Here is a 12,438-nt window from a genome sequence, read left to right as displayed (position 1 = left end):
TTAACTTGATAAATTTAACTTAATAATAATGCAAATATTTTCAGATTGGAGGATTTATATGTTGAATAAATTGTTCCTAATGGTTGTTGCTGTGGCAATTCTGGCAGGCTGTTCATCTGTTCCGGCCAAAAAAGATACAGCTTTAGCACCGTATACTACTCTTGTTGTTCGTCCTCTCTCTTTTGAGCAAACAATTTATGTAAATGTGGAAAACGACGACAAGGTAGAGCTTGCTAACATAAAGACGTCATTATTGAAGTCATTTAATGATGAGTTTGAAAAATATGCTATGAAGCTTGGCTACTTTGAAAAAGTTGTTTTTTCAGATCAACCACAACCCGGTGCATTGGAGGTATACCCCTCTATAACCGCACTTAACGGTGGAATTCGCATGCTTGCCTATGGGATTGGAACTGCAGCTGCTAAGATAGTTGACCCCACGACTGGCAAGGCTCTTGGGACTGTGACCGCTTCCCGTACACAAAATCGACCAGCCTGGAGTACAACTGTCGGGACAATTGAAAAACTCATGGCGCCTCTTGGCGAAGACATTGCTAGTGGCTTGCCAACAGTTGGAAAGACATTGTAATAAACACTTTAGTAGGCCATTTAGCAATAAAAGGGAACATTAATAGATGCTCGGCTTGTGATATGAAGCCAGTTCCGGCACCACATAGCAATCCATGAAGTATAAAGCAAGATTATGAGCCCCGAGCAATCGGGGCTCATAATTGTGTGCCAGCACGTTCAACGGCTTGGGGGGGCGCAACTCTCTGGGCTTGCAGAAATTGGAGGAGGAGAGCCTACGGTGCAGCTGCTGTGGGTTCTCCCGTGAGCGGCGTCACCGACGTCGTCTCCAGCTTTTCGATGCTGACCGCATCGAGCGGGATGTCGGTAATGAAGACCCTGGTGTCGGGTGTCTTCACTGTTACGAGGAAACCATCGAGGGTCCTAGCTTCGGCCGGGTTGCCAGACATGGAGAACCGATGCTTCCCGGAGCTGAACTGGAACCCCAGCCTGGTCAGGAGTTGCTTTGCCAGACCGGGCAATCCGGATTGGTCGTCAAGCCTGATCACAGTGTAGCCGGCCATTTCCAGCAACCGGAGCATGGTGTATTCGTAGGGGTCCTTTCTGCTGCCGACCAGTACGTAGCGCCTGGCGTCATGTTCCAGGTAATAATCGACCTTGATGCTGAAGCTCTCCGGGGTTTTGTGGGGCGATGGTGCCTTCGATCACCTTGTCCCGCTCCCATTGGAGCGAAAGCGCTGCGAGCAGCTGGTCCAATGCCTGGTAAGGAGCGGCACCGGTGATGGATTTTACCGCCACATGGGCCGGCACGGTTGAAGACGGTTCCTGTGGTACAGGGGCGGCTACTGGAGGCGCGGGTTCGGCCGGCGCTGCCTCGGCTGCGGGAGTCTCCGTTTTGGGCGCGCGCGTTTCCTCGTGGCGCGGCTGCCGGTGGTGGTGCTCCCTGGCCTGCCTCTCGGCCGGGATAACAAGCTTGCTGCCGACGGTCAGCCTGGTGCTGCCGGAGAGACCGTTGATCCGGACCAGTTCCGGGATGCGCAGTTCCGCTTCGCGGTTGGACATGCCGAAGTCGCGCATCAGGATCTTGAACAGGTTGTCGCCAGGTTTTACAGTATAGGTAACATTTCCCTTCAATGGCCGCGGGGCTTCGGTCCGCTTTTCCGCTGCCCTGGCAGCAGCTTCCTTGCGCGGTCTTGCCGGCTCCTGTTTCGGCGCCGTCTTCAACTTGTCCAGCTCCTTCAGGTCGATTTCAAACTGTGCTCCGGGTGCTGCGGCACCGGCCGCACTGATCCGACCGGCCATACAGATGATAACTGCCAGGAACGCGATAAGCCCGGGCGTACCGGACTTATGGACCGCCGGTTTCGTTTCGGATCGGTTGCAACTCATTTGTGGCCCTTGTGTGCAGGCAGCGTCTCCTGCGGTTTGAAATGTAAGACAAAAGCGCGCAGGTTGGTGTCTGACCTGTTCTTGTAAAGGATTACCTCTGCAGAACCGGATAGCTTCCCTTTCTTGATCAGGTATTCCCCTTTTGTCTCCTTTGATTGCAGACGGTAATCGCGGACATTGGCCGTTTCCCTGATCACGCGGGAGAAGAATTCGGGAGATATCCCGGTTGCCTGGCGGTCAAGCACCTGGATCGCCCTGATTGCGCCTGACTCGCGAAACAGTTTATAGTCGCGGGCAGCCGAGGTATAACGCTCCCAGCCGGGATTGGCAACCCCATAAGCCGGGTCGATGCCGCTGGCCGGGATAAAGGCCGGGAGTTGCTGGACCGATTTGGCCGGCTGGGCTACTGGCTGGTGAGTGGTTGCCGGCTTGAAGGTTTGCATGGGGGCGGCAGTGTGAACCGCAGGGACCGAGGCAGCTCCCTTTGGTTTGGGGCTGTTGGCCGCACGCATTATCAGGGCAGCTGCCACACCGATTATTGCCAGGACCGCAACTACTGATATCGCGACGGCAAGCCGCTTTTTCTCCCATTGGATCGGCGGCGGACTGCTGCTCAGGATTGTTGCCTTGCGGCTGAGCTCCTCATGGGAAAGAGCGGGTTTGCCCCCATGGTCCGGGGCCGGTAGTTGAGCTCGGACAAGCTTGCTGGAACCGGCCGAGATCGAGACACTGTCAGTGACGTCGCGATTGATGTCGGCTGCTGGACCAAGCAGCATGGCCCGTGCCGACATCTCTGAAGAACCTTTTTGCAGCCCCAACTGGTCACCGATTATTTCGGAAACGGCGTCGGACAGCTCGTTGTCCGAAACCCCGGTCAACAGTTCGATGTCTGCCGAAGAGTTTTCACTCCCCTCCAGGCCGTCGGTGAGCAGCACGATTTTGGTTGCCGCAGACCCGGTTTCCTTGACATGACGGACCAGTATGAACCCCGATAGCCCGGAGAGCCGATTCTGCAGGAACAGGATGTCGGGCGCCCTGGATGCCATTTCGGCCAGACCCTGATTCAGGCTCGTGGCGATCCTCAGGGTTCCGTCCGGAAGCTTGCCGGTTGCCGACAGGATTTCATGCAGTCTGGGCTGGTCCGATATCAACAGGATGTCTATCATGGCCACGCATTCTAAAGGAGCGGCTTCGGCTTGGCAATATAGTTTTCACTACAGAAGTGGCAAACTTCGGTGCAGGAGGATTAATCTTCGCCGGTCTCGCGGATGATGGCGGTGAATATCGGGCGTCCGTCGCTCAATGAGGCGGAAATCGCCAGGTTGACATCCTTTCGATGGCCGCGGATATCTTTGATCTCACGGTTTACGGTAAGTCCTTCCCAGGTGGGTTCGGCGCTGAACGACCTGTCCAGTTCCTGCCTGAGGATGTCGCCGTCAACGATACAATTGAAAAAGACCGTGCCGATCAGATCGTTGCGCTTCAAAGAGAAAAGGCGTTCCGCTGCCCGGTTGACAATAATGATCTGGCCGTTGTCCAGGAAGGTAATGATTGCGGAACGTGCCATCTCGATCATATTCCGGTACCGTTCGTCAGATTCCTGCCGCTGGATGCTCTTGCGGTTCAACTCCTGAATCATGGAGTTGTAGGTCACTATCAGGCGTGAAATCTCATCGCTCCCGGTAACCGGCAACTGGGTATCAAAGGCGCCGGTCGATGCAACCTGTGAAAGAGTTGTCGAGAGCTGCTGCACCGGTTTGACGATGGACCGCCGGAACAGGGTTCCTGCCAGCATGACGATCAGGAATACGATTATCCCGCTATAGAGGAGATCGCTTTTCAGGTTTTTGCCGATGGTCTGATACAAATCGGCCATGGGGATGGCGACCGATATGGCGCCGATGACCTCGCCAACCTGGTAATTGTACGAAAAATGCCCCTTTGGAAACCGTTTCTGCACATAATCCGGGGCAGACTCGTAGGTGCCGTGGCATTCCAGACAGGACTGGTCCGCAATCATAGGGACCAGGTAGCGCAGAATCTCCCGGCCGTCGACCCTTACGACCTCGACATGTTCGGCACTCTTGTTCTTGTTGAATTGCTCGAGAATTGCGGTTTCATACGGGTCCGGCCTGTTTCCGGGGTTCCTGTACCGCAGCGAAGTCTGGCGCAGGGTGTACTTGCTATCTTTGCTGATTGCCGCTGCTATGCGGGTTGAGGCAACCTGAGGGATCAGGTTCTGGTTGTTGCGGGGCTCATCCTTGAGGACCGAGGAGAGGTAAGAACGGGTTTCGATGATCTGGCGGGCCATCATGCGCGAGGTGTCTATGGCGTCCTTGCGGATCAGGGCATGTTGCCGGAAGTAGTCGTCAAAGGCATTGAACGTGAGCAGGGCCGCAAATATCAGCAGCAGAAAGAGATTTAGCCGGGTGCCGAGCTTAAGGTTCCGGAGCATGACCATCTTGAATCCCTCCAGTTTCCGTATCAGCAGAGTATAACCAGATGAAGCGAAACCGCAAGGCTGGATATCCGAAAGCTATCAGAAAATCTGAAAGGGATCAGGGGATTGGCCGAGGTGTGCGGCGGATGGATTTGATTATATAAGGCGGCAAGAGCAGAAACGCCCTTTTCTTATTCGGGAGAGTGTGGTAAGGTGCACTCCTTCTGTATACCTTATGTGCATTTCACTCATTAATTCATTGAGTTACCAGAGACAATGGCCACTATAATCTGCATTGCCAATCAGAAGGGTGGGGTTGGAAAGACCACTACCGCCGTTAATCTTGCCGCTTCACTTGCCGCGGCAGAGAAGCGGACCCTGCTTGTGGACATAGATCCCCAGGGTAATGCGGGGAGCGGGGTCGGCATCGACAAGTCGGCTCTTGCCGAATCGATCTACGATGTCCTGATTAATGATATCGCTCCTGGCGATGTCATCGTGCCGACTGAATTGCCGTCCCTGCAGATACTCCCGTCAACGCCGGATCTTGCCGGCGCCGAGCTGGAGCTGGTCTCGACCCCGGGCCGGGAGCGCAAGCTCAGGAATGCCTTGGCCACGGTTGACAGCTCATACGATTTTATCCTGATCGACTGCCCGCCGTCTCTGAACCTGCTCACCGTTAATGCTCTGACCGCTGCCAATTCGGTGCTGGTGCCGATTCAATGTGAATTTTATGCCATGGAAGGGCTTTCCCAGATTCTGAACACGATCAGGCTCATCCAGAAGGGGCTGAATCCCGGCCTTACCATTGCCGGTATCCTGCTGACCATGTTTGACGCCCGCAATAATCTCTCGCGGCAGGTGAGCGAGGAGATCCGTACGCACTTCCCCAGGGAGACCTTTGAAACGGTCATTCCTAGAAATGTACGGCTTTCGGAGGCCCCGAGCCACGGCAAACCGATTATTCTCTACGACATCGCCTCCCGGGGCGCCACAAGCTATCTGGACCTGGCGCGCGAGTTGATGCAAAGGGAGAGGGGGACAAATGGTTAAGAAAACCGGCCTGGGAAAAGGGATGGCGGCACTGCTGCCCGTTGCGGAAACCGAACGCGGCACGTTTTTCTCCTGTCCCATTGAAGAGATCAAGCCGCATCGGGGACAGCCACGCAAGACCTTTTCTCCTGAGAAGCTCGACGAGCTGGCGGCTTCCATCAAAGAAAAGGGGATAATCCAGCCGCTCGTCGTGCGCAAGAAGGCGGACCATTATGAGCTGATTGCCGGTGAGAGGCGTTGGCGCGCTGCCCAGAAGGCGGGCCTGCGTGAAGTGCCGGTAGTGATCCAGGATGTTTCCGATGATACCGCCCTGGAGATGGCCCTGATCGAGAATATTCAGCGTGAGGACCTCAATGCCGTCGAAGAGGCGGAGGCCTACCACGCGCTTCAGGAACAGTTCGGGCTTTCCCAGGAAGAACTGGCCAAGAGGGTTGGTAAGGACCGCTCCACTGTGGCCAATGCCATACGGCTCCTCAAGCTTCCGATCGACATAAAGCGGGATGTCATCGAAGAGCGGTTGACAATGGGGCATGCGCGCTGCCTGCTTTCCCTGGAAGACCATGAGCAGATGAAGCGCTGTCGGGATGAAATAGTAAAAGAGGGGCTCACGGTCCGGGGAGCGGAAAATCTGGTCAAGCGGATCAAGGCAGGGCCGAAACCTTCGCCGGCCAAGCAGCTGGACCTCTATCTTACCGACCTCACCGATCGCCTGACACGGCAATTGCAGTCCCGGGTCGTGATCAGGCCCAGCGGCAAGGGCGGAAAGATCGAAATCAAATACAACAGCCAGGATGAACTGAACAGGATCATTGAAACTTTCCAGGTCTGATCAGTATAACCAATCGTTACTTTATTATCGAAAAACCGAGCAGCGGATAAAATAACTTGACACATTGTCGTTCTCTGTGTTAGCAATCTCTGCTGTTTTTATCAGCCAAGTCGGGCGCTTTGCGTCAGTCTGTATACAGAATACAATCCCAAAAGGGGTGCCGTCGTGATAGAACTTAACCTGTCGTTTGTGTTTCAGGTTATCAACTTTCTTCTCCTTCTCCTGATTCTCAACATATTTTTGTTCAAGCCGATCCGCAAGGTGCTTGCCGATCGAGAGTCCGAACTTACCGGGGCGCGTGAAAAAGCTGCCGCAGTCGATAAGGATGTGGCGGACAAAATGGCTGCTTACGAAGCCCGTCTTAAAGAGATCAAGGGGAAGGGATTTGAGGAGAGAGAGAGCCTGAAGAAGGAGGCCCTGGGCGAAGAGGCCAAACTTCTTGAAGCTGCTCGTGCCGAGGCGGGTGCAACCCTCTCTGCCATCAAGCAGAAAGTGGCCAAGGAGGCGACGGATGCGCGCGCTGCTCTTCAGGAGCAGGCAAAAAGCCTCTCGCTTGAGATCTGTGAGAAGGTTCTTGGAAGGAGTCTGTAGATGCAACAGTTTGTGAAGAGCAACGGGAAGAGTTCCCTGCTGATATCCGTCCTGTCGGGGCTGGCAATACTCGGATTTGCGACTCTCTGCCTTGCCTCCGGCGGCGAAGGCGGCGCTCACCATCCAGACACCGGCGCCCAGCTCAAGGACTTTGCCTGGAGGGTGCTGGATTTTTCGCTTCTGGTTGCGATCCTCTGGTGGGCGATCAAGAAGGCCAATGTCAAAGGCGCGCTTGCGGACCGTCGTTCAGGCATCGAAAAGGCCTTGTCTGAAGCGGTAACGGCAAAAGAAGCGGCTGAGCGGAAGATTGCCGAGTATGCCGACAAGCTGGCTCAGGCCAACAAAGAGATTGACGAGATTCAGGCCGCGATGAAGCGTGACGGCGAGTCGGAAAAAGAGCGGATCATTGCCGAAGCCAAGGCCGCAGCGATAAAGATCCGCGAGCAGGCAACTCAGGCTGCGGAGCAGGAGATCCTGAGGGCGCGTGCCGAGCTTCGTGAAGAGGCCGGCAGGCTTGCGGTGCAGCTGGCAGAGCAGACCCTGAAGCAAAAAATCGAGAAAAACGACCAGGATCGCCTGGTTGGTGAATATCTTGCCAAGGTGGTAAATCTAAAGTGAGTGCAAGCGCGATAGCACGACGTTATGCCAAGGCGCTGGTTCAGTTGGGCGCCGAGTCCAACTCGGTTGAGGCGTTCAATGCCGAACTGGCCAGAATCAGCGATACGCTGGACTCCAACCGGAATCTGCTGGCACTTTTCAGCAACCCTGCTTATGGGGTGGATGCAAAGAAAGAGATTCTGCGTGACATTGCCGCAAAGCTGGCAATATCGCCAATGGTCGGCAATCTTCTCCAGTTGCTTCTCGACAGAAACCGGATCGCTTGTCTGCCGCAGATTGCGGCGAGCTATGCCAAACTGGCCGATGACCTGTCCGGGGTGGTGAGGCCGGTTGTCACGTCGGGCATGCCCTTGGCTGACCAGCAGATCGCCGACATCAAGGGCGCGCTGGAAAAGTCTACCGGTAAAAAAGTAGAGCTCACTGTTCAGGTTGACCCGGCGCTAATCGGCGGGGTAGTAACCAAAATCGGTGACCGTGTTTTTGACGGCAGTGTAAAAACTCAGCTAAACAAGATTCAGGATATATTACAAAAAGGGTAAGAGGGTTCCATGGAAATCAGAGCCGAAGAAATCAGCGAGATAATCAGGAAGCAGATCAAGGAGTACGGCAAGGAGGTCGAGGTTGCCGAGACAGGCACCATCATCTCCATCGGTGACGGTATCGCCCGTATCCACGGCCTGGACAAGGCTATGGCCGGTGAGCTCCTGGAGTTCCCGGGCGGGGTTTCCGGTATGGCCCTCAACCTTGAGGAAGACAACGTCGGCGCCGCCATCCTCGGCGACTTCGAAGGGATCAAGGAAGGCGACCTGGTAAAGCGTACCGGCCGCATCGTTGAGGTTCCGGTTGGCGACGCGCTTATCGGTCGCGTTGTTAACGCTATCGGCCAGCCGATTGACGGCAAAGGCCCGATCAACACCGACAAGTTCAGCCAGGTCGAGATCAAGGCTCCCGGCATTGTCAGTCGTAAGTCGGTTCACCAGCCGATGGCTACCGGTCTCAAGGCTATCGACTCCATGGTTCCGATCGGGCGCGGCCAGCGCGAGCTGATCATCGGTGACCGTCAGACCGGCAAGACCGCGGTTGCGCTCGACACGATCATCAACCAGAAGGGCGGCGACGTCGTCTGTATCTATGTTGCTATCGGCCAGAAGCGTTCCACTGTTGCCCAGGTTGTTTCCAAGCTTACTGAGCATGGCGCCATGGATTACACCATCGTTGTTGCTGCTACTGCTTCCGAGTCGGCACCGCTCCAGTTCATCGCACCGTACACCGGTGTCACCATGGGCGAATTCTTCCGCGACAACAAGAAGCACGCGCTCATCATTTACGATGACCTTTCCAAGCAGGCCGTTGCCTATCGCCAGCTTTCATTGCTCCTCCGTCGTCCGCCGGGACGCGAAGCTTACCCCGGCGACGTTTTCTATCTCCACAGCCGTCTTCTCGAGCGTGCCTGCAAGCTGTCCGATGAATGCGGTGCCGGGTCACTGACTGCGCTGCCGATCATCGAGACCCAGGCCGGCGACGTTTCCGCATACATTCCGACCAACGTTATTTCCATTACCGACGGCCAGATCTTCCTTGAGTCCGACCTCTTCTACTCTGGCGTACGTCCTGCGATCAACGTCGGTATCTCGGTATCGAGGGTTGGTGGTTCTGCCCAGACCAAGGCAATGAAGCAGGTTGCCGGTACGCTCCGTCTCGACCTTGCCCAGTATCGTGAGATGGCGGCATTCGCCCAGTTCGGTTCGGACCTTGACAAGGCAACCCAGGCGCAGCTTGCCCGTGGTGAGCGTCTTGTCGAGATTCTCAAGCAGGCCCAGTATCAGCCGCTGCCGTTCGAGAAGCAGGTTCTGATCATCTTTGCCGCCAACAACGGCTTTATTGATGAGTATCCGGTCGGTTCGCTCAAGCGCTACGAGCAGGAACTGAACTCCTTCTTCGACACCCGGAAGGGCGATATTCTTGCGACGATTCGCGACAAAAAAGCGATTGATGATGAATTGAAGGGCCAGCTTATTGCCGCATTGAATGAGCTGAAAAAAGAGTTCACTGCCTAAAAAGGACGGACGCCACGCATGGCAAATCTCAAGGCAATAAAAAAGCGGATCAGCTCCGTTAAAAATACCCGCCAGATCACCAAGGCGATGAAGATGGTTTCGGCGGCAAAACTGCGCCGTGCCCAGGAAAACGTCGTCGCTGCTCGCCCGTACGCCAAGAAGGTGGATGAAGTGCTGCAGCGGCTTGCCCGTCAGCAGGATTCCGATGGCCATCCTCTTCTGGAAACCCGCGAACCGAAGAAGGCGCTGATTGTACTGGTGACTTCCGATCGCGGTCTTTGCGGCGGCTTCAATGCCAACATCTCTAAGGCGACGGATCGCTTTGCCAAGGAGAAAAAGGGTGAGTTCTCAGAGGTTTCGGTCATGTGTGTCGGCAGGAAGGGTTATGAATTCCTGAAGAGCCGCCAGAAGATCCACAAGACCTACACCGGCATCCTTTCTGCTCCAAATTATCAGACTGCCGCAAACCTTGCTCAGGAGATAATCGACGGTTATGTAGCCGAGGAGTACGACGCCGTTTACCTGATCTACAACGCATTCAGGAGCGTCATGTCCCAGGACATCACCATTCACCCGCTCCTGCCGATTACTCCTCCGGCATCTGCCAATGAAGCTGTTGATGAGTATCATCCTGAATATATCTATGAACCTTCAAAAGGCGCGCTGCTCGGCGAACTTCTGCCGAAATACGTTGAAGTGACCATGTTCAAGTCGATGCTGGAGTCGGTGGCATCAGAGCACGGTGCCCGTATGACCGCCATGGACAGTGCATCGAAAAACGCTTCAGAAATGATCGGCAGGCTGACCCTGCAGTACAACCGTGCACGTCAGGCAGCAATTACCACGGAGTTGATGGAAATTATCTCCGGCGCCGAATCGATAAAAGGCTAATAACCGTTCCGTTACGAAAACATATGGCCTGACCGGCCGCAGGAGGAAAGAAAAACCATGAGTCAGAATTTCGGTAAAATATCGCAGGTTATCGGCGCCGTTGTCGACGTTGAGTTCGAGCCTGGCAAACTCCCCCCGATCTACCACGCCCTCCGCGTGACCAACCCGGCCATTGACGACAAGGAATGGAACCTGGTTCTTGAAGTTGCCCAGCACCTTGGCGAGAACGCAGTCCGTGCCATTGCCATGGACGCGACTGACGGCCTTGTCCGCGGTCAGCAGGCGCTTGATACCGGCAAGCAGATCGTTATGCCGGTAGGCCGCAAGACTCTGGGCAGAATTCTCAACGTTGTCGGCGAGCCGGTTGACGAAATGGGCCCGATCGGCAATGAAAAAGAGTACGAAATTCACCGTCCTGCTCCTTCTTTCCAGGACCAGTCGACCAAGGTCGAGTCATTCACCACCGGCATCAAGGTCGTTGACCTGCTCGCACCGTACGCACGAGGCGGCAAGATCGGCCTGTTCGGCGGCGCCGGCGTTGGCAAGACCGTTCTCATCATGGAGCTGATCAACAACATCGCCAAGCAGCACGGCGGTTTCTCAGTATTTGCCGGCGTTGGCGAGCGTACCCGCGAAGGTAACGACCTCTGGCACGAAATGAAGGATTCCGGCGTTATCGACAAGGCTGCCCTGGTCTACGGCCAGATGAACGAGCCGCCGGGGGCACGTGCCCGCGTTGCGCTTTCCGCACTCTCAGTTGCCGAATATTTCCGTGATGAAGAGAACCAGGACGTTCTTCTCTTTATTGATAATATCTTCCGTTTCACCCAGGCAGGTTCCGAGGTTTCCGCGCTTCTCGGCCGTATCCCTTCTGCCGTTGGTTACCAGCCGACCCTGGCCACTGAGATGGGTGAGCTTCAGGAGCGAATTACCTCGACCAACAAAGGTTCCATCACCTCTGTTCAGGCGATCTACGTTCCTGCCGATGACCTTACCGACCCGGCTCCGGCTACTGCCTTCGCGCACCTTGACGCAACCACCGTTCTTTCGCGTCAGATTGCCGAGCTCGGGATCTACCCGGCAGTTGACCCGCTCGACTCCACCTCCAGGATCCTCGATCCCCAGGTCGTCGGTGAAGAGCATTACGCCGTTGCCCGTTCGGTTCAGTACGTACTGCAGAAGTACAAGGACCTCCAGGATATCATCGCGATTCTCGGTATGGACGAACTCTCTGAAGAGGACAAGCTGGTTGTTTCCCGCGCACGGAAGATCCAGCGCTTCCTTTCCCAGCCGTTCCATGTTGCCGAGGCGTTTACCGGCACTCCTGGCGTTTACGTCGAGCTGAAAGACACTGTCAAAGGTTTCCAGGAAATCGTTGCCGGAAAGTATGACGACCTCCCTGAGCAGGCATTCTACATGGTCGGTACCATTGAAGAAGTTATTGAAAAGGCTAAGAAGCTCAACGCTTAATGTGTAGGAACAGAATAATCACTGCCTATACTGGGCGCGGCAAGCAAGCGCCCCTACAGGGATATATACATGGCTGAATCATTGAAGCTTACACTGGTAACACCATATAAAAAGGTCCTCGAAGAGGATGTCGACGAGATTACCGCCACCGGTTCGCTCGGTGAATTTGGGATTCTGCCTGGTCACGCCCCTTTCCTGTCATCCCTGAAAATAGGCGAGTTTACCTATAAGATCGGGGGCAAGGTCGAGCATCTGGCAGTCAACTGGGGTTACTTCGAAATCGAGGACGACAAGGTCACGGTTCTGGTGGAAACTGCGGAGATGGCCCAGGAGATCGATGTCGAACGCGCCAAGGCAGCTGAAAAGCGCGCCGAGGAGGCACTGAAAAAGCTCTCGCCGGAAGACAAGAGCTACAAGGTCATGGAAGCCGCCCTTGAGCGTGCGCTCATCAGGATGCAGGTGGCTTCCAAGGCAGCCAGAAAATAACATGTTTCACATACACCATCAAAGAGCGGCCTTGTGCCGCTCTTTTTTTAACGTATCTTGTGAAAATACTACCCAAAGTCATATTC

The 12,438-nt window shown here is 55.1% G+C and carries 14 protein-coding genes; 10 read left to right on the top strand and 4 right to left on the bottom strand.

What is annotated here, in order from left to right; all coding sequences use genetic code 11:
• The first annotated feature begins 58 nt into the window (after window positions 1–58).
• Window positions 59–589, top strand: coding sequence for a hypothetical protein (locus tag OR1_RS17555; protein WP_041973704.1), 531 nt, complete (start codon window positions 59–61; stop codon window positions 587–589).
• Between the two features lie 214 nt (window positions 590–803).
• On the opposite strand, the gene OR1_RS17550 is transcribed toward OR1_RS17555, so the two are convergent.
• The 4 genes from OR1_RS17550 to OR1_RS17535 form a co-directional block, all read right to left on the bottom strand.
• Complete coding sequence (locus OR1_RS17550; protein ID WP_041973702.1) at window positions 804–1,109, bottom strand: hypothetical protein; 306 nt, start codon at window positions 1,107–1,109, stop codon at window positions 804–806.
• 52 nt (window positions 1,110–1,161) lie between these two features.
• A complete protein-coding gene (locus tag OR1_RS17545) occupies window positions 1,162–1,917 on the bottom strand; it encodes a LysM domain-containing protein (protein ID WP_041973699.1) in 756 nt (251 codons plus the stop codon).
• On the bottom strand, window positions 1,914–3,083 hold the full coding sequence (locus tag OR1_RS17540; RefSeq protein WP_041973696.1) for a hypothetical protein: 1,170 nt from the start codon (window positions 3,081–3,083) through the stop codon (window positions 1,914–1,916). Before OR1_RS17540 ends, OR1_RS17545 begins: the two co-directional genes overlap by 4 nt.
• Window positions 3,084–3,163: 80 nt before the next feature.
• Entirely contained in the window at window positions 3,164–4,378 is a 1,215-nt protein-coding gene (locus tag OR1_RS17535; RefSeq protein ID WP_041973694.1) for a DUF3365 domain-containing protein, read from the bottom strand.
• 255 nt (window positions 4,379–4,633) lie between these two features.
• On the opposite strand from OR1_RS17535, the gene OR1_RS17530 reads away from it, so the two are divergent.
• The 9 genes from OR1_RS17530 to OR1_RS17490 all read left to right on the top strand — a co-directional run bounded on the left by OR1_RS17530 (window position 4,634) and on the right by OR1_RS17490 (window position 12,352).
• A complete protein-coding gene (locus OR1_RS17530) occupies window positions 4,634–5,410 on the top strand; it encodes a ParA family protein (RefSeq protein WP_041973692.1) in 777 nt (258 codons plus the stop codon).
• Window positions 5,403–6,239, top strand: a complete 837-nt coding sequence (locus OR1_RS17525; RefSeq protein WP_041973684.1) for a ParB/RepB/Spo0J family partition protein — start codon at window positions 5,403–5,405, stop codon at window positions 6,237–6,239. Before OR1_RS17530 ends, OR1_RS17525 begins: the two co-directional genes overlap by 8 nt.
• Before the next feature lie 165 nt (window positions 6,240–6,404).
• Window positions 6,405–6,830: an ATP synthase F0 subunit B' gene (locus OR1_RS17520; RefSeq protein ID WP_041973682.1), complete on the top strand. Its 426-nt coding sequence runs from the start codon at window positions 6,405–6,407 to the stop codon at window positions 6,828–6,830.
• Entirely contained in the window at window positions 6,831–7,448 is a 618-nt protein-coding gene (locus OR1_RS17515) for an ATP synthase F0 subunit B (protein ID WP_041973681.1), read from the top strand.
• Window positions 7,445–7,987: an ATP synthase F1 subunit delta gene (atpH, locus tag OR1_RS17510; RefSeq protein WP_041973679.1), complete on the top strand. Its 543-nt coding sequence runs from the start codon at window positions 7,445–7,447 to the stop codon at window positions 7,985–7,987. The genes OR1_RS17515 and atpH overlap by 4 nt, the downstream gene beginning before the upstream one ends.
• A gap of 9 nt (window positions 7,988–7,996) precedes the next feature.
• Complete coding sequence (atpA, locus tag OR1_RS17505) at window positions 7,997–9,505, top strand: F0F1 ATP synthase subunit alpha (RefSeq protein ID WP_041973677.1); 1,509 nt, start codon at window positions 7,997–7,999, stop codon at window positions 9,503–9,505.
• An 18-nt stretch (window positions 9,506–9,523) separates the two neighbouring features.
• Window positions 9,524–10,396 (top strand): ATP synthase F1 subunit gamma, encoded by an 873-nt coding sequence (atpG, locus tag OR1_RS17500; RefSeq protein ID WP_041973675.1) that lies wholly within the window; start codon window positions 9,524–9,526, stop codon window positions 10,394–10,396.
• Window positions 10,397–10,453: 57 nt separating this feature from the next.
• Complete coding sequence (gene atpD, locus OR1_RS17495) at window positions 10,454–11,866, top strand: F0F1 ATP synthase subunit beta (protein ID WP_041973673.1); 1,413 nt, start codon at window positions 10,454–10,456, stop codon at window positions 11,864–11,866.
• Window positions 11,867–11,935: 69 nt separating this feature from the next.
• Window positions 11,936–12,352, top strand: a complete 417-nt coding sequence (locus tag OR1_RS17490; protein WP_041973671.1) for a F0F1 ATP synthase subunit epsilon — start codon at window positions 11,936–11,938, stop codon at window positions 12,350–12,352.
• The last annotated feature ends 86 nt before the right edge of the window (window positions 12,353–12,438 follow it).

Source organism: Geobacter sp. OR-1 (assembly GCF_000813145.1).
Classification (GTDB): domain Bacteria; phylum Desulfobacterota; class Desulfuromonadia; order Geobacterales; family DSM-12255; genus Geoanaerobacter.
Note: the sequence above shows the minus strand (reverse complement) of the source record. Positions and strands in the feature narration are given on the sequence as shown.